The sequence below is a fragment of the Streptomyces pyxinae genome (assembly GCF_024756275.1).
In the GTDB taxonomy this organism is placed as follows: domain Bacteria; phylum Actinomycetota; class Actinomycetes; order Streptomycetales; family Streptomycetaceae; genus Streptomyces; species Streptomyces pyxinae.
In genome coordinates this window covers 107,663-129,190 of the sequence record NZ_JANUGQ010000020.1, presented here as the reverse complement: position 1 = coordinate 129,190, position 21,528 = coordinate 107,663, and the positions used below count along the sequence as shown (strand labels likewise).

16 protein-coding genes and 1 pseudogene are annotated in these 21,528 nt (G+C 72.8%); 6 read left to right on the top strand and 11 right to left on the bottom strand.

What is annotated here, in order from left to right:
* Positions 1–69 precede the first annotated feature (69 nt).
* From NX801_RS21965 to NX801_RS21950, 4 genes are all read left to right on the top strand, one after another.
* Positions 70–855, top strand: a complete 786-nt coding sequence (locus tag NX801_RS21965) for a DUF4097 domain-containing protein (RefSeq protein ID WP_258789540.1) — start codon at positions 70–72, stop codon at positions 853–855.
* Between the two features lie 117 nt (positions 856–972).
* On the top strand, positions 973–2,283 hold the full coding sequence (locus NX801_RS21960; protein WP_258789561.1) for a coiled-coil domain-containing protein: 1,311 nt from the start codon (positions 973–975) through the stop codon (positions 2,281–2,283).
* A 570-nt stretch (positions 2,284–2,853) separates the two neighbouring features.
* Positions 2,854–3,078 carry an FmdB family zinc ribbon protein gene (locus NX801_RS21955; RefSeq protein ID WP_258789539.1) on the top strand — a complete coding sequence of 75 codons (225 nt, stop codon included), beginning with the start codon at positions 2,854–2,856 and terminating at the stop codon, positions 3,076–3,078.
* 70 nt (positions 3,079–3,148) lie between these two features.
* The gene (locus NX801_RS21950; protein ID WP_428986194.1) at positions 3,149–3,760 is read left to right on the top strand and encodes a DedA family protein; all 612 of its coding nucleotides are present in this window, start codon (positions 3,149–3,151) and stop codon (positions 3,758–3,760) included.
* On the opposite strand, the gene NX801_RS21945 is transcribed toward NX801_RS21950, so the two are convergent.
* The 3 genes and pseudogenes from NX801_RS21945 to NX801_RS21935 form a co-directional block, all read right to left on the bottom strand.
* The gene (locus NX801_RS21945) at positions 3,711–4,547 is read right to left on the bottom strand and encodes an HAD family hydrolase (protein WP_258789538.1); all 837 of its coding nucleotides are present in this window, start codon (positions 4,545–4,547) and stop codon (positions 3,711–3,713) included. The two genes, NX801_RS21950 and NX801_RS21945, sit on opposite strands and share 50 nt — an antisense overlap.
* Positions 4,548–4,723: 176 nt before the next feature.
* Positions 4,724–7,456 (bottom strand): annotated as a pseudogene (locus tag NX801_RS21940) (phosphoribosyltransferase); the annotation flags it as partial.
* Positions 7,457–7,485: 29 nt separating this feature from the next.
* Positions 7,486–8,646: an HpcH/HpaI aldolase/citrate lyase family protein gene (locus NX801_RS21935; RefSeq protein ID WP_258789536.1), complete on the bottom strand. Its 1,161-nt coding sequence runs from the start codon at positions 8,644–8,646 to the stop codon at positions 7,486–7,488.
* 253 nt (positions 8,647–8,899) lie between these two features.
* Between NX801_RS21935 and NX801_RS21930 the strand changes: the two genes are divergently transcribed.
* Positions 8,900–9,892 (top strand): TerD family protein, encoded by a 993-nt coding sequence (locus NX801_RS21930; RefSeq protein ID WP_428986193.1) that lies wholly within the window; start codon positions 8,900–8,902, stop codon positions 9,890–9,892.
* Between the two features lie 184 nt (positions 9,893–10,076).
* Here the strand turns inward: NX801_RS21930 and NX801_RS21925 are convergent, their stop codons facing one another.
* The 6 genes from NX801_RS21925 to NX801_RS21900 all read right to left on the bottom strand — a co-directional run bounded on the left by NX801_RS21925 (position 10,077) and on the right by NX801_RS21900 (position 15,053).
* Positions 10,077–10,817, bottom strand: coding sequence for a TerD family protein (locus tag NX801_RS21925; RefSeq protein ID WP_258789534.1), 741 nt, complete (start codon positions 10,815–10,817; stop codon positions 10,077–10,079).
* A 196-nt stretch (positions 10,818–11,013) separates the two neighbouring features.
* On the bottom strand, positions 11,014–12,159 hold the full coding sequence (locus NX801_RS21920) for a DUF475 domain-containing protein (protein WP_258789533.1): 1,146 nt from the start codon (positions 12,157–12,159) through the stop codon (positions 11,014–11,016).
* Between the two features lie 102 nt (positions 12,160–12,261).
* Entirely contained in the window at positions 12,262–12,837 is a 576-nt protein-coding gene (locus tag NX801_RS21915) for a TerD family protein (protein ID WP_258789532.1), read from the bottom strand.
* A 150-nt stretch (positions 12,838–12,987) separates the two neighbouring features.
* Positions 12,988–13,563 carry a TerD family protein gene (locus tag NX801_RS21910; protein WP_258789531.1) on the bottom strand — a complete coding sequence of 192 codons (576 nt, stop codon included), beginning with the start codon at positions 13,561–13,563 and terminating at the stop codon, positions 12,988–12,990.
* A gap of 307 nt (positions 13,564–13,870) precedes the next feature.
* Positions 13,871–14,347 (bottom strand): peroxiredoxin, encoded by a 477-nt coding sequence (locus NX801_RS21905; protein WP_258789530.1) that lies wholly within the window; start codon positions 14,345–14,347, stop codon positions 13,871–13,873.
* A 265-nt stretch (positions 14,348–14,612) separates the two neighbouring features.
* A complete protein-coding gene (locus NX801_RS21900) occupies positions 14,613–15,053 on the bottom strand; it encodes a DUF3052 domain-containing protein (RefSeq protein WP_258789529.1) in 441 nt (146 codons plus the stop codon).
* A 751-nt stretch (positions 15,054–15,804) separates the two neighbouring features.
* Between NX801_RS21900 and aceE the strand changes: the two genes are divergently transcribed.
* Complete coding sequence (gene aceE / locus NX801_RS21895; protein ID WP_258789528.1) at positions 15,805–18,537, top strand: pyruvate dehydrogenase (acetyl-transferring), homodimeric type; 2,733 nt, start codon at positions 15,805–15,807, stop codon at positions 18,535–18,537.
* Positions 18,538–18,974: 437 nt separating this feature from the next.
* Here the strand turns inward: aceE and NX801_RS21890 are convergent, their stop codons facing one another.
* Together NX801_RS21890 and NX801_RS21885 are read right to left on the bottom strand one after the other, a co-directional pair.
* Positions 18,975–19,397, bottom strand: coding sequence for a peptidase inhibitor family I36 protein (locus NX801_RS21890; RefSeq protein WP_258789527.1), 423 nt, complete (start codon positions 19,395–19,397; stop codon positions 18,975–18,977).
* A gap of 436 nt (positions 19,398–19,833) precedes the next feature.
* Positions 19,834–21,444, bottom strand: coding sequence for an MFS transporter (locus NX801_RS21885; RefSeq protein ID WP_258789526.1), 1,611 nt, complete (start codon positions 21,442–21,444; stop codon positions 19,834–19,836).
* Positions 21,445–21,528: the final 84 nt, after the last annotated feature.

Sequence of the window (21,528 nt, the reverse complement as noted above, 5' to 3'; positions counted from 1 at the left end):
GCGCCGGCGGCGGATGTTACGTAGAGTCATGACGGTTGACAGGACGGGGGATCAATCGTGGGGGAAGTCATGGCGGGACGTCGTCGCGGTGGCTGGGTGCGGCTCGTGGCGGCCGGCGCGGTGGTGCTGGCGGTGGCGGGGGTGAGCGGGTGCGCGGCCGGGCGCGACGACATGTCCGAGGCGCCGGTAAAGCGGCAGTCGTTCCCGCTGGCCGGGAAGTCGTTGACGGTCGACTCCGGGGACACCGATGTGGTCCTGGTGGAGTCGGACGTCAGAGAGGTGGAGGCCGAGCGGCAGGTGGCGGCGTGGGGGCTGCTGAGTGGTGAGCCCGAGGCCGAGTGGACGATGCGGGACGGCACCCTGACCCTCCGGGTGCGCTGCGAGTCGGCGGTGATGGGCGGCTGCGCCGCACGGCACCAGGTGAAGGTGCCGCGGGGTGTGGCGGTGACGGTGAAGGACGACAACGGCAGCGTCCGCGCCGAGGGGTTCGCCTCCCCGCTGACCATGGGCTCGGACAGTGGGGAGCTGGTGGTGCGCCGGGCGCGTGGGCCGCTGGACCTGCGGAGTGACTCGGGGGAGATACGGGTGGAGGACACGACCTCCTCCCGGGTGGCGGCCCGGACGGACAGCGGGGAGGTGCGGCTCGCGCTGGAGGCCGCGCCCGAGCTGGTCGACACGGCGAGCGGCAGCGGTGAGGTCGCCGTCGACCTTCCGCGCGGCGACACCCGGTACGCGGTGGAGACGCGCAGCGGGAGCGGCGGCATATCCGTGGATGTGCCCACGGACCGGCGCAGCTCGCATGTGGTGCGGGCGACCACCGACAGCGGAGAGGTGTCGGTGCGGGGAGCGAACTGACGGGCTCGTGTGTTCGTCCTACCCGGTGGGAGAATGAACCGGGCAGGGCGGACAGTACGGGAGCGTGATGTGACGGTGACGGACGCGGGGCGGCAGGCACGGAACGCGCTCGCGCTGATGCTGTTGCCGGTGCCGCTCGCCGTGGGGCTCGTCGCCGCGCTGCCCGCCGCCTTCGCCGGGGGCGGCACACGGCGCTGGTTCGGCGGGGGCCGGGACGAGAGCCGGCGGGCCGGTGCCCAGGCGGCCAAGGACGCCGCCGCGGCGGCCTTCTACGAGCTGGACACCGCCCAGCGGGATCTGCGGATCTCGGTGGAGACGATCACGGCGGTGGACGGGTCGCCGGACGCGGCCCGGGCGGCCGAGGAGTTCACGGCGCTGGGCCGGCGGATCGACGAGGTGAGCCACCGCTACATCACCGCGGTCGACGCCTACGACCTGGACCGGGACGACCTGGAGGGCTCGGTCGCCAACCGGGCGCGGGACGAGCTGACGGGCGCCCGGGACGAGCTGGTGCGGGTCAAGGAGGAGCTCGACGGGTTCGGGCTGCGGATCGGTTCGCTGCTGGGCCGGGCCGAGACCGAGCTGGCACGGCTGGCGCCGGCCGTGGAGCGGGCCCGTGCGGCGCTGCGGGGCGCGAGTGAGGCGCTGGACACGGCCCGGGGCGCGGGGCTCGGCGCGGACGACCTGGCCGCGCGGCTGGCGGCCCTGGGGCCCGAGCTGACCCGGCTCAACGAGGGCGCCGGGCGGCACGGTGTGCCGGAAACCCTTCAGCGGGCCGACCGGGTGCTGCGGGAGGCCGAGGCGATACGGACGGAGGCGGAGCGGCTGCCGGAGCGGGCGGCCGAGATCGACAAGCGGCTGGTCTCGCTGCGCACCCGGGCCCAGGCGGTGGCCACCCGGGCAGGGTCGGTCGAGCCGGTGCTGAGTGAGCTGCGCCGGCGGTTCAGCGCCGCCTGCTGGCAGGACCTCCAGCAGGTGCCCGAGCAGACCGCCCGGACGGTCCGGGGGGTAGAGGAGAAGCTCGCGGACGCCGCCCGGGCCCGGGACGAACAGCGGTGGGCCGACGCGACGGCGGTGCTCTCCACCGTACGGGCGCTGCTCACCGGCGCGGACGAGGCCGTGTCGGCGGCCGGTGACCGGCTGCGGCGGCTGGACGCCGTGGCCAAGGATCCGCAGCAGGAGATCGAGCGCACCCGGTTCGCGCTCCGGGACGCCCAGCGGCTGGCGATGGCGGGGCGGGCCACCCCGGACCCCCGGCACGCCCGCCCGCTGGACGAGGCGGTGGGGCGGCTGGAGCGGGCGGTCACGGGGCTGGAGGGCCGGCACCCGGACTACTGGCACTTCCTGACCGAGACGGAGGCGGTACGGGAGACGGCCGCGCGCGTGGTGGAGCTGATCCGCGAGGACCGGGGCGCCGGACGCGGGTGAGCCGGGGCGGACCGGGGCGTCCGGGACAGGGGCCCCGGGTGGAACCGGGGCCTCCGGGACGGAATCGTTCCCGGGGCCGGGGAGCCCCCTTCGGGGCGGAGCCCTCCCGGACGGGGACACCTCCAGGGCGGAGCCCTCCCGGACGGGGACACCTTCGGGGACGAGGCCCCGCAGGGCGGGACTGCCTCCGGGGGCGGCGAGCCTTCCGGGACGGAGGCTTCGCGGGGCCGGGGCCGGGGCCTCCGAGACGGGGTTGCCTCCCGCACCGGTGGGTCCGCTGTACAAGTGGTTGGACGCGGGCCGGGGGCTCCGAGACGGGGCTGCCTCGGGAAAGGGGCCCCGGGGAGGGCGGCGCAGGACGGCCGCCGAGCGCCCGCACCGCGACGGGAGCCTCCTGGGCGGGGAGCCCCTGGGGGCGGGGTTCCTCCGGGGAGCGGAGCGATCCGGGGTGGAAAGCCCGTGCGGCGGAAAGCCCCCGGGGCGGGGAGCACCGGAGGACGGGGCGCCTCCGGGGCGGGAGTACCTCCGGGAACGGGGTGGAGGGCGGCGGGGGCCGACTACGCTGGCTCCATGCCTCGTTATGAATACCGCTGCCGCACCTGTGGTGACACCTTCGAGCTGAACCGGCCGATGGCCGAGTCCGCCGCACCCGCCGACTGCCCGGCGGGGCACGGGGACACGGTCAAGCTGCTGTCCACCGTGGCCGTCGGCGGCACGGCCAAGGGCTCCGCGCCCGCGCCCACCGCGCCCTCCGGGGGCGGCGGCGGGTGCTGCGGGGGCGGCTGCTGCGGCTGAGCCGTCCGCCTCCCGGCACCCGGGAGGCATCTTCAGGGTGGCTTCAGCAACGGCTGCCTAGCGTGACGCCATGGAACGCTGGATCAACAGCCTGATGGAGGCGCTCGGGGCGCCCGGGGCCGGGCTCGCCATCGCCCTGGAGAACCTCTTCCCACCGGTGCCCAGCGAGGTGGTGCTGCCGATGGCCGGGTTCGCCTCGGCCAACGGCAGCATGAGCCTGCTCGCCGCGCTGCTGTGGACGACGGCGGGTTCGGTGGCCGGAGCACTGGCGCTCTACGGTGTCGGCGCGCTCCTCGGCCGGGAGCGGACCATCGCCGTCGCCCGCAGGATCCCGCTGGTGAAGGTCTCCGACATCGAGCGGACCGAGGCATGGTTCGCCCGGCACGGCACCAAGGCGGTGTTCTTCGGCCGGATGGTGCCGGTCTTCCGCTCCCTGATCTCGGTGCCGGCCGGGGTGGAGCGGATGCCGCTGCCGGTGTTCCTGGGGCTGACCACGCTCGGCAGCGCGATCTGGAACACCGTGTTCGTCCTCGCCGGGTACGCGCTGGGCGACAACTGGGAGCAGGTCTCCGGCTATGTGTCGCTGTACTCCAAGGCCGTGCTGGCGGTGGCGGTGGGCGCGGTACTGGTGTTCATCGGGGTCCGGGTGTTCCGGCCGGGCCGGGGAGCGCGGCGGCGCTGAACCGGCGCAGGATCTCCTCTCCCGCCGCCACCCCCCGCTCGGCCAGCGCGGTGATCCGGTCGGCACTCCAGCCGGTCTCGGCCAGCTCCCCGTGGCCCGGGCGCCAGCCCCGGTCGGCGGCCAGCAGCAGATCGGCGTCGAGCAGCGAGTCGCCGGCCGCCAGCACCAGATCGGCACCGGCCCGGCGGGCCACCTCCCGGACGGCGGCGCTCTTGGTGAGCGGCTGGGGCACGGCGTACACCTTGCGCCCCTGGAGCGAGACGGTCCAGCCGCGTTCCAGCGCCCATTCGGCCAGTTCCTTCAGCCAGCCCCCGGGCAACAGGGACCGGTCCACCACCAGATAGGCGAAGAGGTCCTCGGCCACCCGTTCCTTCAGCAGCCAGGCCGGGTCGGCGGCGGCCACCAGATGGGCGCGCACCTCCGCCAGCGGGGCGCACTCGTCGGTGAGCCTGGCCGCCACCGTCCGCCGCCAGTCCGGGTCGGAGACGCCGTCCACCAGGAGGTGGCCGCCGTTGGCGCAGATCGCGTACCGGGGCGGCGGCCCGGGCAGCCGGATCCGGCCGTACTGCTCCCGGGTGCGGGTGGTGGTGGGGACGAAGACCGTCCGCCGGGCCAGCTCCCCGAGCAGCGCGGCGGCCTCCTCGGTGAGGAAGGAGAGCGGCTTGCCCTGGTACACCTCCACGCACAGCAGCCGGGGCGCCCCGGCGTCCGGCCCGGTGAGACCGAGCGCGGCGGCGGAGTAGATCAGGGTGCGGTCCAGGTCGCTGGCGATCAGGGTGGTGCTCATGCCGGACCGCCCCCGTCCGGACCGCCCGCCATGTCGCCGGGTCTGCCGCCTGCCGCGTCGCCGGGCCTGCCAACGGCCGGAACGCCGGACGCGGCGCCGGGCCCGCCACCGGCCGGGGCGCCGGGTGACCCGCCGCTCCCGTCCGTGCTCGCCTCCGCGCTTCCGCCCGCCGGGGTGGTGACCGCGCGGCCGTCGGCTCCGGTGGCACCCCGGGTGTAGCGGGGGTGGATCAGTCCGACGCAGCTGTACGGGAGTTCGCCGACCTCCTCGACCGGGACCCCGCGCTGTTCCGCGAGCAGCCGGACATGGGCCAGATCGGCGCCCGCGCCCCGGCGGGCCAGGATCTTCCAGGGCACCCGGCGCAGCAGGACCCGGGTGGTCTCCCCGACGCCCGGCTTGACCAGGTTCACATCGTGGATGCCGTACTCCTCGCTGATCCGCTCCACCGCCGCCCAGCCGGCCCAGCTGGGGGCCCGGTCGGTGGTGAGCAGCTCCTTCACGGCGGTGTCCACCTCCGCGCCGACCGCCTCGAAATGGGCGCCGACGGTGTCCAGGAAGTGCCGGGAGACGTCCGAACCGGCCAGCTCCCGGTAGTACTTGGCGCCGTGGAAGTCGTCGGGCCCCACCAGGTCGACGCGGAGCACCGTACGGGAGACCAGGCCGGAGACCGTGGAGTTGAGGCAGGCGGAGGGGATCAGGAAGTCCTCGCGGGTGCCGTAGGTCCGGACACAGGAGCCGGGGTCGGCCAGCACCGCGATCTCCGGGTCGAAGCCGGGGAAGTCCCGGAGTGCGGCGGCCAGTTCGCGGGTGATGGCACCCTTGCCGGTCCAGCCGTCCACGAAGACCACATCGGCCGGGTCGTGGTGGGCGGCGAGCCAGCGCAGGGCGTTGGTGTCGATGCCCCGGCCGCGCACGATGGAGAGGGTGTAGTGCGGCAGGTCGAGCCCGTGCCGGCGCAGCGCCCACCGCCGCATCAGAACGCCGACCGGGGTGCCGGCCCGGGCGAGCGAGGCCAGCACCGGCCGGTCCGACCGCTCGGCGAGCAGGGTCTCGGTCACCACGCCGACCGCGCGGGCGATCCGGGCGGCGGAGTCGTCCAGCGCGGCGCGGAAGAGCCGCTGGTACTCCGGGGACGGCTGGTACTCGACCGGCAGCGACTCCGCGTAGTGGGCGCCGCCGCTCTGTATCGCCTCCTCGCGCTCCTCGGTGGGCGCCTCCAGGGTGACGGCGGAGAGGTCCTGGAGCAGCCAGCCGACCTCCTCGGGGTCGTACGAGGAGAAGGCGGGCCCCCGGAGCGGCCCGGGCAGCGCGGCGGCCGCGCCGGGGACCCGGTGACCGGCGACTGCGCCCGCCGCATTCACCGCGTCCCGGGCGCCATTCACCGCGTCCCGGGCGCCGGGCGTGTACGCGGGTACGACGGCGAGCAGCACGTGCGGAATGTGCGCGGCCAGCCGGGCGAGCAGCCCGTCCGGGGCGTGCAGGGCCGGGGTGTCGCCGGCCGAGTCCACCACGGCGACCACGGCGTCGAAGCCGGCACCCGCCACGTTGTAGGCGTACCGCTCGCCGGGGCCGTCGTGCCCGGGATCCGGCTCGTCGTGCGCCGGGAAGACCAGCCGGGTGCGGATGGCGTAGCCCGGGTCGTCCACGGCCAGCACCGGGGAGCGGGTGGTGGTGGAGAACCGCACCTCCGCGTCGAGCCGCCGCTCCAGCGCCTCGGCCAGCCGCAGCGGGGCGTACATCAGCTCCTCGTTGCCCAGCACCAGCACCCGGGGCCGGGTCCCACCGGCCCCGGGCACGCCCGCCGCCCGAGGAGCCGGGGCCGTCCCCGACGCCGCTGAAGCCTCTGCCGGGCCGGCCGGAGCCGCGCCTGACGAGTGAGTCGCAACCGCCCCGCCGGCGACCGGGGCCAGGGCGTCCGCCAGCCGCTCGGCCAGGGCGGGCAGCGCGGCCTCCAGCCGGGCGCGGTGGGCCGGGGTGAAGCCGTGCCGCCCGCCGTCCGGCAGCCCCCGGGGCCAGTCCAGCTCCACCCGGGCCACCGCGCCGGGGGCCGGAAGCGCGGCGGCCTCCTCCGCCACCGCCGGCGTCCCGTACCGGGCGACCAGTTCCCGGCCGCGCGCCAGGACGTCGGCGGGCAGCCGGACGGTGCCGGCGGCGAGCGCGACCAGGTCCACCCGGGCGCCGATCTCCGCCGCGAACTCCGCCAGCCGTCCCCGGTCGGCCGCCGAGCGCATGTCCACCAGGGCCACCACGACATACCGCTCGCGGGGGTGGCGCGTATGCAGCGCCCGTACGGTGTTGAGCACCGTGGCACCGGTCGAGAACTCGTCGTCCACCAGCACCAGCGGACCCGTACCGGCCAGCAGCTCCGGGTCCTCGGGCAGGAGCAGGTGCGAGGTGTGGTGGGAGTGCGACTCCTCGAAACCGGCCGCCCGGGCCACTCCGGCCACCGGGCGCCGGGTGGAGTGGAGGTACGGGGCGTCGGCGAGCCCGTCGGCCACCGCGTGCCCGAGGCCCGTGGCGGTCTCGGCGTAGCCCAGCACCACCGCCCGGGCCGCGTCGGCCGCGCCCAGCAGCTCCCGGACGCGGACGCCGAGGTCGTACCCGGTCCGCCACACCACGTGCGGGCTCCGCGGCACATGCTTGCCGAGCACGGTGGAGACCAGCAGATGGGCCCGCTTCGGGTTGTCCCGGACGGCCAGTCCCAGCAGCCCCCGCAGTTCCCCGGTGCTGGTGCCGGTACCTGTGCCGGTGTCCGGACCGGTGCCGGCATCCGTGCCGGTGTCCTCGGTGCCGGTGGTGTCCGCCGCCCCGGTCAGCTCCACGTCCAGCCGTTCGGAGACCCATGTTCCCGGCCACACCACGTCGTTGCACTCCCTCGTCGTCATTCCGGTCTCGCCGGCCCCGCTCATGTACACACCACCGTCGCCCGCCCGTGCCCTCAGCCGAGCCCCGCCGCCAGCAGTTCCACGAAGCCCACATCGGCCCGGGCCACCCCGAAGACCTCGGCGCGCTGCAGGGTGCGTTCGGCCCAGGCGCGGTGCGGCTTCACCTCGTTCATCTTGTTGGTGTACGCCGAGCGCAGCACCCCGCCGCCCTCGCGCTCCGGGCGCAGGATGTCCTGGGCGTCGCTGAACTCCTCGTGGCTGACCACCGACAGCGCGTGCACCGGCATGACGTGCGAGGGGTGGATGCAGGTCTTGCCGAGCAGCCCGTTGGCCCGGTCCAGCTCGATCTCGCGCAGCAGCCCGTCCATGTCGTGCTCGATCAGCGCGGTGCGCAGCTCGTCGGCCCGCTGCTCGGTGAACGGGCTGCGGCGGAGCTGGGGCTTGAACATCCGCTCCTGGCGCCGGAAGTACTCCCAGACCGGGCCGGTGATGGTGAAGCCGGTACCGTCGGCCCGGCCGAGCACATTGACCACATCGGCTATCACCTCGGCGACGATCCGCACGTCGTAGGCGGTCATGTCGGGCGGCCGGCGCAGCCCGTACGCCGAACAGAAGTCGGTGACGCCGAGCCGCAGCGCCAGCACCCGGTCCCGGTACTTGTCGACGGTCCTGGCGATCCCGGCCAGCGTCTCCCGCCGGGTCTCCAGGTGCAGCAGCTCCGGGGACTCCAGCACCGGCATGGCGAAGAGCCGCCGTTCGCATACGGTCTCGGCGGCGGTGAGCGCCTCCAGGAAGGCCGTACCGCGCTCCTCGGTGAACTTCGGCAGTACGAATCCGGACAGCAGCCGGGCGCTCGCGCCGAGCCGCTCCACCAGATCCGGTATCTGTTCCGGCCGGCGGACCCGGACGAAGAGCAGCGGGGGTTCCTCGCCCCGCGCGCGCAGTACGGCGAACTGCCGGACCAGGTTCTCCTCGGCGGCGTCGACCTCGCCGTCCGGGATGGAATCCTCCAGGCAGAGGACCATCGACGTCACGCCGCGGCCCACCTGTTTGAGTATGTCGTCGGCGAGGCGCGGCCGGGTGGCCGGGCTGTAGAGGGTGGCGCCCAGGGCCGCCGAGAGCAGCCGGGAGGGCGAGGCGGCGGCGAACTCGCCCGGCTCGCGGTGGAAGAGATCGGCGCGGACAGCGGCCGGGATATGCCCGAAATGACGCATAAATATCCCCTGTACTGCCTCTGTGCTGCCCGGAATCGTCCGGACGGCCCGGACGAGGTGTGGCCGGTAATAGTACGTAGGGAGGGGTGTCCACAGTTCCCCACCCGCGTGAACTTCAGGTAACCCGCCCCGGTCCCCCGCCGCATCTTCTGGCTCCTCCGCCCCATCTCAAACCGGGCCTCCGGAGCTCCCGGCCCCGTGTCTCCCGGAGTTCCGCGCCCCGCGTTGTCCCGGTGGCGGCGCGCCAGGCAGGATGACGGGCATGACGCACGCGATGGTGAAGGGGTCGAACGTCCCGCTCGACGCCGCGGCCGTACGGGCCGTACTGTGCTGGACCCCCGGCCCCGGGACCCCCGACGTGGACGCCTCGGCGCTGCTGCTCGGCGCGGGCGGCCGGGTGCGCACCGACGAGGACTTCGTCTTCTACAACCAGCCGCGCCATCCGTCGGGGCTGGTGCGCCGCCTGCCGAAGAAGCGGGTGGCCGAGGGGCTGACCGACACCGTCGAGGCCGATCTGACGGCGCTGGACGCCTCGGTGGAGCAGGTGGTGCTGGCGGCCTCGTCGGACGGGGACAGCTTCGCGCACGTCGCGGACCTGCGGATTCTGCTGTACGACGCCGGGGCGGCCGACCGGGAGCCGCTCGCCGTCTTCGCGGTGCGCCCGGAGACGGGCGAGGAGACGGCCATCATCTGCGGCGAGCTCTACCGGCGCGGGGACGGCTGGAAGTTCCGGGCGGTCGGCCAGGGCTACCCGACCGGTCTGATCGGGCTCGCCACCGCCTTCGGCATCTCGGTGGACGAGTCGGAGGGGGCCGGGGAATCCGGCCGGTCCGACCACGGCGGCTCCGGGCAGGGGCCCGGGACCGGCCTGGTGGGCGCGGGTGCCGGGGAGGCCCTGTCCGAGGACTCCTCCGCGCTCCCGGGCGTGCCCGGACCCGCAGCGGGGTCGGTGCCGCTGCCCGTGCCGTCGTCGGCCCTGCCGACCGAGGCGGTTCCGGCGCCGCACCCGGCCGCCCAGGGCTCCGTACCGCTGCCGCCCCCGCCGGCCGCACCGCCCGGCTACGGCTACCCCCAGCCGCCCGCGGTGCCGCCCGCCCCCGCTCCCGCCTACGGCTACCCTCAGCCGCCGTCGGGGCCGCCGGCCGCCGGCGGCTACGGCTACCCGGGCCCGGCGGCCGGTGCGGCGCCGGGGCCCGACCCGGACTTCGTGATGCCGCCGATGGGCCCGCAGTTCGTCCGGGGCTGAGCCCCGCCGGCCGGACCCCGGACGGCCCGGGCCCTCGCGACGCCCGTGCGAGGCCGGGGCCGGAGCGGCGGCACAGGCAACACGGTCGTACGACGCCGGAGCCCGGAGTCGGGGCGTACGGCCCGCCCGGTCCCGGACCCGCCGTACGCCTCCGGGGCCCTCGCGACCGGTAGGGCCGGCCCCGTCAGCTCCGCCCGGACTTGGTGCCCCGGCCCCACTGGAGGCCCCAGCCGTACATCCGGTCCAGCTCGGACTGGAAGCCGTAGACGAACCGGACCTCGCGCCGCACGGTCAGCTCGCCCTTGACGTTCTCCAGCGAGAAGACCGCGCAGGAGCGGGCCTGCGGGGCGCGCTCGTCGAGCTGGATCTCGATGCGCGGCCCATTGCTGGGGAAGAGCGTCATGGTGGCGCGGGTCCGGTCGAAGGCGGGCGTCTGGTCGTAGATGTAGACGAAGAACAGCAGCCGCTTGATCTGCTCGCGGTGGTCCAGATTGACGTAGATCGTCTCGCCCGAGGGGGAGCCGAACCGGTCGTCGCCGCTGAGCTTGACGTACGGCGGGCCGTTGAGGTCCCCGAAGAAGCCGCCCAGCGGCTGGACCACCCCCTTGGTGCCGTCGGCCAGCTCGTAGAGGCAGCCGATGTCCAGATCCACATTGACCATGCTCATGGTGTGGGCCTGGACGGCGTCGGGGGTGAACAGCTTCAGCGGATGGCGCAGCAGGCTCCCCGGCCGGGCGCGGCCCTCCAGATCGGAGCCGTTGCGCATCCGCCAGGAGAGGTTCACCCGGAGGTTGCCGGTCTCGGCGCCCTGTTTGGCGAGGGAGACGGTCGGGCGCCGTTTGGTCAGATCGATGGCGTTCGTCAGTGAGCCGCCCGAGTCGAACTGCGTGTTCCGGTCCCGCGACAGCCCGTGCCAGAAAGCCATGCCCCACCCCCAGTGGTCCCCACAACGTCCGGTCCCGGGTGATCCCCGGTGATGTCCGGCGGTCCGGTGGCGGCGCGGCTGGTCCGCGCCGCCGTCGTGCAGCCGTCATGCCTGCGGGGCGGCCGGGAGCGCCCGGCCGCCCCGCAGGGAAGCGTTCCTCGCCGGAGGGCTCGTCACACCCCGGTCCTTCGGCGCGTCAGACGCCGGAGGAGATTTTCGCCGTCTCGTCCGCGCCGCCGTCGCCTCCGCCGGCCGCTTCCAGCCGCTTGTTGCGGCGGACCGAGGAGAGGAAGGAGGCGGCGATCAGGACGACACCGACCAGGCCGGTGATGATCTCGCTGATCTGGTGCTGGATGGTGACCAGCAGGATCACGGCGAGGGCGCCGATGGCGTAGTGGGCGCCGTGCTCCAGGTAGACATAGTCGTCCAGGGTGCCCTGGCGGACCAGGTAGACGGTGAGGGACCGGACGTACATCGCGCCGATGCCCAGGCCGAGCGCCATCCAGAAGATGTGGTTGGTGATGGCGAAGGCGCCGATCACGCCGTCGAAGGAGAAGGAGGCGTCCAGCACCTCCAGATACAGGAAGAGGAAGAACGCGGCCTTGCCGGCCAGGCCGACGGCGGAGACCTGCTTGCCCTCCCTCTTGGCCCGCTCCTCCTCCTCGTGCTCGCGCTCCTCGTCCTCCTCCAGCTTGTCCTCGAAGTAGCCGGAGAGCCCGCCGACCACCAGATAGGTGATCAGGCCGGCGACACCGGAGAGCAGCACGGTGGACGACTTGTCGGCGTGGCCGGTGCTGGTGTGGGCCTGGGTGGCGAAGGTGAGGGCGGTGATCAGCAACACGATCAGCGCGATGCAGACCGAGAGCATGTCCACCTTGCCGAGCTTGGCGACCGGCCGCTCCAGCCAGGCCAGCCACTTGTGCTCCCGCTCCTCGAACATGAAGTCGAGGAAGATCATCAGCAGGAACATCCCGCCGAAGGCGGCGATCGCCGCATGGGCGTCGGTGACCAGGTGCTCGTACTTCGTGGGGTCGTCCAGGGCGAGCTGGACGGCCTCGATCGGCCCGATCTTGGCGCTGATGGCGACGATGACGACGGGGAAGACCAGCCGCATGCCGAAGACGGCGATCAGAATGCCGACCGTCAGGAAGATCTTCTGCCAGAAGGCATTCATCTTCTTGAGGACTCCGGCGTTGACCACCGCGTTGTCGAAGGAGAGCGAGATCTCGAGGATCGACAGGATCAGCACGACCCCGAACGCCTCCCACCCCCACTGCCACGCGGCGAATGCGAGGCCGATCGCCGTGATGGCGAACGACCAGCCGAACGTTTTCAGGAGCACAAGCCACCCAATCGTGTGTTACGGGTCCCCCCGGGCGCGGCCCGGGGGCGAGTCACCCCCACGCCGTGCGCACCGGTTCTTGAACCAACCCGGAGACGTGTTTTAGGAAACATTGACCCCGAAGTCTAGGGCGATGCCCCGCAGTCCCGACGCGTACCCCTGTCCGACGGCCCGGAACTTCCATTCCCCGCCGTACCGGTACAGCTCGCCGAAGATCATGGCGGTCTCGGTGGACGCGTCCTCGGTGAGGTCGTACCGGGCGAGCTCCTGGCCGTCCGCCTGGTTGACCACCCGGATGAAGGCGTTGCTGACCTGGCCGAAGGTCTGGCCCCGGTTGTCGGCGTCGTGGATGGAGACCGGGAAGACGATCTTGTCCACATGGGCCGGCACCTGGGAGAGGTACACGATCAGCGACTCGTCGTCGCCCTCGCCCTCCCCGGTGAGGTTGTCGCCGGTGTGCTCGACCGAGCCGTCCGGGCTGGTGAGGTTGTTGTAGAAGACGAACCAGTCGTCTCCCAGCACCCTTCCCGACTGGCAGATCAGCGCGCTGGCGTCGAGGTCGAAGTCGGCACCGGTGGTGGAGCGCGCGTCCCAGCCGAGCCCCACCAGCACCTGCGTCAGATGCGGAGCGGCCTTGGAGAGGGAGACATTGCCTCCCTTGGCGAGCGTGACACCCATGACGTTGGATCCTCCCCTGTGTGTCCTGTGCGTATTGCTGCTGAAGCAGACGCCTCCGGCGCCGCACGCGGAAGTGCGGCGCCGGAGGCGCGTACCGGACCCGGCCACCGGGGCACCGTCGGCGCCCCGGTGGCCGGAACGGCCGTGAGATCAGACGTTCACGCCGAAGTCCTGGGCGATCCCGCGCAGCCCGGAGGCATAGCCCTGGCCGATCGCGCGGAACTTCCACTCGGCGCCGTTGCGGTACAGCTCGCCGAAGACCATGGCGGTCTCGGTCGAGGCGTCCTCGCTGAGGTCGTAGCGGGCCAGCTCGTTGCCGTCCGCCTGGTCGACCACGCGGATGAACGCGTTGCGGACCTGGCCGAAGGACTGCTGGCGGCTCTCCGCCTCGTAGATCGACACCGGGAAGACGATCTTCTCGACATCCGCCGGGACGGCGGCCAGGTTGACCTTGACCTGCTCGTCGTCGCCCTCGCCCTCACCGGTGAGGTTGTCACCGGTGTGCTCGACCGAGCCGTCGGGGCTCTTCAGATTGTTGAAGAAGACGAAGTTGCCGTCGGTGGCGACCTTGCCCTCGGCGTTGGTCAGCAACGCGCTGGCGTCGAGGTCGAAGTCGGTGCCGGTGGTGGTGCGGACGTCCCAGCCCAGACCGACGGTCACCGCGGTCAGGTTCGGCGCGGCCTTGGTCAGCGAGACGTTGCCGCCCTTGCTGAGGCTGACTCCCACGAGTCCCTCCATTGGTTTCCAGGGGCAGCGCCCCCGTCGTGCGTTGGCATCGGGTGAACGTCTGGATCCTAGTGACCGGTTCCCCGTTCGAGCAGGCACTTCGCCCGAAAAGCCGAAGTTGCCCGTACGGGGCCTCCGGGGCCCTGTACTCGCGGGGCCACCGGTTCCGCCGGGCGCCGGTCCCGCCGGGGCGGGCGGCGCCCACTCGCCGCCGGTGCGCCCCGGTCCCGCCGGCCGCCCGGCCCGGGGGTCTCAGCGGGCCCAGGGGGTCCCGGCGGTTCCGGGGACCTCACAGGCCCCGGGGGTCTCAGAGGGCGTCGAGAGCCCGGACGTACTCGTCCAGGTCGCGGGCGTCCGGGAGGTCGTTGACGACCGTCCAGCGGACCACGCCCTCCTTGTCGATGATGAAGGTGCCGCGCACCGCGCAGCCCTTCTCCGCGTCGAAGACGCCGTACGTGCGGGCCGCCTCGCCGTGCGGCCAGAAGTCGGCGAGCAGCGGGTACTCCAGGCCCTCCTGCTCGGCGAAGATCCGCAGGGTGTGCATGGAGTCGGTGGAGACGGCGAGCAGCTGGGTGTCGTCGTTGACGAAGACCGGCAGCCGGTCGCGCAGGGCGCACAGCTCTCCGGTGCAGACGCCCGTGAAGGCGAAGGGATAGAAGAGGAGGACGACGTTCCGGGAGCCCCGGAAGTCGGAGAGACGGACGGTTCGGCCGTGGTTGTCCTTGAGCTCGAAGTCGGGGGCCTTGGTGCCCACCTCGATGGCCTGGATCCCGTCGATCGCCATTGCCACGCATCCCTTCGCCGGGGCGGATTCCGTCGCCGCCAGCCTACGCAGCCGGGCCGCCGGCCCGGCCCATCGGTCCCGGTCCCGGCCGGGGCCGGGCAGCAGGCCCGGACGGACCGGACCCGGAAAACGACGGGCCCCCGCCGGTGTCCGGATCGCGGGGATCCGGACGGCGACGGGGGCCGGCCCGGTACGGCCTTCGGAAGACGGCCTGGAAGCGCCCTCGGTGCCGGCCCGAGCCGGGGCCGGCGCGTCCGGGCCCGGGTCAGCGCTTGCCGGACTTGGCGCCCTTCGGGGTCACCAGACGGCTGCCGGACCAGTCCTTGCCGGCGCTGATGCTCCGGGTCTGGGAGAGGCCCGCGGTCTGGGCGGCCTCGTTGATGTCGCTGGGTTCGACGTAGCCGTCCCGGCCGGTCTTGGGGGTGAGGAGCCAGATCTCCCCGCCTTCGTCGATCAGACCGATGGCGTCGACCAGTGCGTCCGTGAGGTCGCCGTCCTCGTCGCGGAACCAGAGCACGACGACATCGGCGACGTCGTCGAAGTCCTCGTCCACGAGTTCCTGGCCGGTGATGGCCTCGATGCCCTCACGGAGCTCCTGCTCGACGTCGTCGTCGTAGCCGATCTCCTGGACCACCTGTCCGGGCTCGAACCCCAGCTTCGCCGCCGGGTTGGTCCGCTCCTCCGCGTGGTCCGCGGTCGCGCTCACGGCTTGCCTCCTGATCGTGTCTTGGAAAATGCTGCGCCGCGCGCGTACGCGTGGCTTGGGCCGTAGTCCACACGTGCTGGGCGGATCGCGCAAGTACCCGGCGGCCGAGACCGCCGAAACGGTGACTTTTGGGTCCGTCTCGCCGCAACTCCCGGCACCGTCCCACCCAGGCTCGCGCTGGACACGCGGCTCTTGACCCACTTTAGGGCCTTCCATGTGCTCCGCACCCCGCCGGACGGCGAACGGCTGCCCTCCCGGGGTGATCCGCCCGGCCGGAACAGACGGACGGACGGGGCGTAAGGTTGCGATTCGGCCGTCCTTCCCGGGCGCCGGAGCGACGGACGAGCCCCTGCCGGGCCGCCCGGGCCCCGGCGGTACGGGCCACGGGCCGGGGCGCCCCCTGCCCGTACACCCCGGGCACCGGTCCGTCTCCGTGTCCGTACGGTCCGGTGCTCGTACGCCTCCGGTGTCCGTACTGTCCGTACGCCCCCGGTGTCCGTACGCCCCCGGGTGCGCCCGCCGGTACGCCCCCGGGCCCCGGGCCCACCCGGAGCGCCCCGGGACGGCCGGTGCGGGGTGCGCCGGGCCCCGCCGTCGCCAGGCGCCGGGTTACCTCCCGGTAGAGGTGACGTTTACGACCCGGGGGTACACGATGGGGGCGGCGCGACCGTACTGGTGACACCCCGAACAACGCCCCGGTGAGGACCCGGGGCACCTCCCGTAAGGCACCACCGAACAGCGAAGGAACAGCGTGGCTTCCGGATCCGATCGCAACCCGATCATCATTGGCGGCCTTCCCAGCCAGGTCCCGGATTTCGATCCCGAGGAGACCCAGGAGTGGCTCGACTCGCTCGACGCCGCCGTGGACCAGCGGGGCCGTGAGCGGGCCCGCTATCTGATGCTCCGCCTCATCGAGCGCGCCCGCGAGAAGCGTGTGGCCGTGCCCGAGATGCGCAGTACGGACTACGTCAACACCATCGCCACCAAGGACGAGCCGTTCTTCCCGGGCAATGAGGAGATCGAGCGCAAGATCCTCAACGCCACCCGCTGGAACGCCGCCGTGATGGTCTCGCGCGCCCAGCGCCCCGGCATCGGCGTCGGCGGCCACATCGCCACCTTCGCCTCCTCGGCGTCCCTCTACGACGTGGGCTTCAACCACTTCTTCCGGGGCAAGGACGACGGCGACGGCGGCGACCAGATCTTCTTCCAGGGCCATGCCTCGCCCGGCATCTACGCCCGCGCCTTTCTGCTCGACCGGCTCAGCGAGGCGCAGCTCGACGCCTTCCGCCAGGAGAAGTCGAAGTCCCCGAACGGTCTGTCGTCCTACCCGCACCCCCGGCTGATGCCGGACTTCTGGGAGTTCCCGACCGTCTCCATGGGCCTCGGTCCGCTCGGCGCCATCTACCAGGCGCGGATGAACCGCTACCTGGAGGCGCGGGGCATCGCGGACACCTCGAACTCCCATGTCTGGGCCTACCTCGGCGACGGCGAGATGGACGAGCCGGAGTCGCTCGGCCAGCTCTCCATCGCCGCGCGCGAGGGCCTGGACAATCTGACCTTCGTGGTCAACTGCAACCTCCAGCGGCTCGACGGCCCGGTGCGCGGCAACGGCAAGATCATCCAGGAGCTGGAGTCGCAGTTCCGGGGCGCCGGCTGGAATGTGATCAAGCTGGTCTGGGACCGCACCTGGGACCCGCTGCTCGCGCAGGACCGGGACGGGCTGCTGGTCAACCGGCTGAACACCACGCCGGACGGGCAGTTCCAGACGTACGCCACGGAGACCGGCGCGTACATCAGGGACCACTTCTTCGGCGACGACCAGCGGCTGCGGGCCATGGTCGAGAACATGTCCGACCAGCAGATCCAGCACCTCGGGCGCGGCGGCCACGACCACCGGAAGGTGTACGCGGCGTACGCGGCGGCCAAGGCGCACAAGGGCCAGCCGACGGTCATCCTGGCGCAGACGGTCAAGGGCTGGACGCTCGGCCCGAACTTCGAGGGCCGCAACGCCACCCACCAGATGAAGAAGCTGACGGTCGACGACCTGAAGCACTTCCGGGACCGGCTGCACCTGCCGATCGCCGACAAGGAGCTGGAGGGCGGCGCCCCGCCGTACTACCACCCGGGGCGCGACTCCGAGGAGATCCAGTACATGCACGACCGCCGCAAGGCGCTGGGCGGCTATGTGCCGACCCGGGTCGTGCGCGCGAAGCCGCTGGCGCTGCCGGAGGAGAAGACCTACGCGGCGGTGAAGAAGGGCTCGGGACAGCAGTCGATCGCCACCACCATGGCGTTCGTCCGGCTGCTCAAGGACCTGATGCGGGACAAGGAGATCGGCAAGCGGTTCGTGCTGATCGCGCCGGACGAGTACCGCACCTTCGGCATGGACTCGTTCTTCCCGAGCGCCAAGATCTACAACCCGCTGGGCCAGCAGTACGAGGCGGTCGACCGGGAGCTGCTGCTCGCCTACAAGGAGTCCCCGACCGGCCAGATGCTGCACGACGGCATCTCGGAGGCCGGCTGCACCGCCTCGCTGATCGCGGCGGGCTCGGCGTACGCCACCCACGGCGAGCCGCTGATCCCGGTGTACGTCTTCTACTCGATGTTCGGTTTCCAGCGGACCGGCGACCAGTTCTGGCAGATGGCCGACCAGCTCGCGCGCGGTTTCGTGCTGGGCGCGACCGCCGGGCGCACCACGCTGACCGGTGAGGGCCTCCAGCACGCGGACGGTCACTCCCAGCTGCTCGCCTCCACCAACCCGGGGTGTGTCGCCTACGACCCGGCGTACGGCTTCGAGATCGCGCACATCGTCAAGGACGGTCTGCGGCGGATGTACGGGGAGGAGGCGGAGGACGTCTTCTACTACCTGACCGTCTACAACGAGCCCATCCAGCACCCGGCCGAGCCGGAGAACGTGGACGCGGAGGGCATCGTCAAGGGCATCCACCTCTTCCGGAAGGGCGAGGCGGGACAGATCCCGGCCCAGATCATGGCGTCCGGTGTCGCGGTGCCGTGGGCGATCGAGGCCCAGCGGATCCTGGCCGAGGAGTGGAACGTCCGGGCGGACGTCTGGTCGGCCACCTCCTGGAACGAGCTGCGCCGCGAGGCGGTGGACGTGGACCGGCACAACCTGCTCCACCCGGAGGAGGAGCAGCGCGTCCCGTACGTCACCCGGAAGCTCTCCGGCGCCGAGGGGCCGTTCGTGGCCGTCTCGGACTGGATGCGCGCGGTGCCGGACCAGATCTCCCGCTGGGTGCCGGGCCCGTACACCTCGCTGGGCGCGGACGGCTTCGGCTTCGCGGACACCCGGGGCGCGGCGCGGCGGTACTTCCACATCGACGCCCAGTCGATCGTGCTGGCGGTGCTGACCGAGCTGGCCCGGGACGGCAAGGTGGACCGCTCGGTGCTGAAGCAGGCGGTGGACCGCTACCAGCTGCTGGACGTCACGGCCGCCGAGCCGGGCGCCGCCGGCGGCGACGCCTGACGGTCCGCCCGACGGGCCGGACGAGCGCACGACGGTAACGGCAGTACGGCAGTACGGCAGTACGGCAGTACGGCAGTAACGGAGAGGTGCCCGGGACGGTGGACGTCCCGGGCACCTCTCCGTCTGTTTCTCTGTCTGTTCCGCTGCGCCTGGCCGTGTGCGGGGGCGGCGTGTCCGACTGTGCGCGGGTCTCAAGCCCCGTGCGTACGTCTCAAGGGGACGCGGGGCGGAGGACGGGGAGCCGCCGGGGTGCGGGCCCGGCGGGCGGCCCGTTCCAGAACGGTCGGGGGGCGCCGCCGGGCACCGGCGGCGTCTCGACGGTACCGGGGGTCGCGGCGTCCGGCCCGGTCCGCGACCACGTCCGGCCGCGTGAGCGGGGGCTCCTCCGCGACCGCGAGAGGTACCCGAATCCGTTCATGGAGCCCGGGTGCCCGGTGTCAGTTCTCCCACACCTTGAAGGCCCGCACCTGGTACGGGGATTGGGGCGCCCAGGTACCGCTGCCCGGGTATGTCTCGAACTCGCCGGTCTCCGCGCACTTCGCGGACTGGTAGGTGGTGACCGGCCGTCCGGTGCGGTTGGCGAGGGCCACGGCGGTGGTGCCGGCGGGGAGCGGGACGCAGCTCTCGATGTCGAGTCCGGCCAGCTCATGAGTGCCCCGGGTGCCCTTGAAGTCCGCCTGCGGCCAGAGGCACAGCTGCCCGGTGGCGCAGTCCCCCAGGCGGGGCGCGGCGGCGGGTCGGACGGCCCCGGCCGGGGTCGCGCCGTTCCCGGCGGCCGGGGCGGTGGCGCCGGTGGCGGAGAGGACGGTGAGCAGGCCGAGCAGGGCGAACGCCCGGGCCGTACGCGGACGGCGGGACATACCCGGTCGGCGGGCCGTACGGAAGGACCGGGACGTACGGAAGGACATGGAAACCCCCTGGTGGTCGGTGCTGGGTGCGCCTGGTCATCGGCACGGGCCGGCGACGGCCGGGGCGGACGGCCGGTTCGGCGGCGCGTCGCCGGGCGGCCGTCGCCGGTCCCGCTGCCCGCACCCTGTCGTCCGGCCGGGCGGCGGGGAAGAGGGCCCGGCGGGGAACACCCGGATAGGTGGCGTGATCGCGGCGGTGCCGGAAACGCCCGGGCATCACCCGTTCTCCGTACGGCTCCGACCCCGGTCCCCCCGGGGCTCCCGTACGGCCTCCGCCCCGTTCTCCGTACGGCTCCGGTGCCGCTCCCGGCACGCCGAAGGCCCCGGCAGCGGGTGCTGCCGGGGCCCGGGGGTTCACCCGAAGGTGGGAGGCCTGCGGGCCGGGAGGTCAGATGTGCCCGACCCCCGCGCCGGCCTCCGCGTTGACGCCCCGCTTGGTGAGCAGGGCCACCAGCGCGGCGACCACGGCCACTCCGCCCGCGACGGCGAAGACCACGACCAGGCCCGACATGAAGGTGTCGTGGATGACCCGGCCGATCACGGCGGTCAGCTCCGGGGTCATGCCCGGCGCCTTGGCCAGTTCCTCCGGCACGGTGCCGAACTCGGCGGCCTGCTCCAGCCGGGGGTCCGGCGGGACCGGGATGCCGGCGGCCTTCCAGTTGCCGGCGAACTCGGACTGGACCTTGGCCGACATCACCGCGCCCAGCACCGCCGTGCCGAGCGCGCCGCCGACCTGCATCGCGGCCTGCTGGAGCCCGCCGGCCACTCCGGAGAGCTCCAGCGGCGCGTTGCCGACGATGACCTCGGTGGCGCCGACCATGACGGGGGCGAGGCCGAAGCCGAGCAGGGCGAACCAGAGCGACATGGCGAGGGTGGAGGTGTTCTCGGTGAGGCCGAGCAGGCCGAACATCGCGGTCGCGGTGCAGACCATGCCGCCCACCAGCGGCACCCGGGGTCCGACCTTGGTGATCAGGAAGCCGGCCAGCGGCGAGGAGACGATCATCATCCCGGTCAGCGGCAACAGGTGCAGTCCGCTGTCGACCGGGCTCAGCCCCCGGACGCCCTGGAGGTAGAAGGTCACGAAGAACAGCCCGCCCATGAAGGCGAAGGCCATGAGCACCATGAGGACCGTGCCCGCCGAGAGCGGGACGGAGCGGAACATGCCCAGGGGGATGAGCGGTTCGCGGGCCCTGGTCTCCCAGAAGGCGAAGAGCGCGAAGAGCACCAGCGCGCCGCCGATGAAGGCCCAGGTGCTGACGGAGTCGAAACCCCAGGAGTCACCGGCCTTGATGATGCCCCAGACCAGTGCGGCCATGGCGGTCGAGAGCAGCGCGATGCCGGGGAAATCGAAGGAGCGCGGGGCGTTGGCGGCCCGGTGGTCCAGGAGGATCAACAGACCGAAGACCAGGGCGATCGCGCCGACCGGCACATTGATGAAGAACACCGACTGCCAGCTGGCGTGCTCCACCAGCACCCCGCCGAGGATCGGGCCGCCGGCCGTGGAGGCGCCGATCACCATGCCCCAGATGCCGATCGCCATGTTCAGCCGCTCGGCCGGGAAGGTGGCGCGGAGCAGACCGAGCGCGGCGGGCATCAGCAGGGCGCCGAACAGGCCCTGGAGCACCCGGAAGGTGACGACCAGGCTGATGGAGCCGGAGAAGCCGATGATCGCGGAGGCGGCGGCGAAGCCGGTGACCCCGATGAGAAAGGTCTGGCGGTGGCCGAACCGGTCACCGAGCTTGCCCGCCGTGATCAGCGCGACGGCCAGCGCCAGCAGATAGCCGTTGGTGATCCACTGGACGTCCGCGAGCGAGGCGCCCAGGTCCTTCTGGATGGCGGGGTTGGCGATGGCCACGATCGTGCTGTCGAGCGCGACCATCATCACGCCGATGGCCACGGCGAAGAGGGTCAGCCAGGGATGGCCGCGCAGCCCGGTGGCGGGTGCGGGCCCGGCGTCGCCACCCGAGGACGCCTCTTTGATGGTGGTCTGACTAGTCATACTGTGAGGCTAGTGTCAGCCACTGACACTTGACAAAGGAATACGGCGGCCGCGACTTGTCTCGTCGCTCACATCCACCGCCTC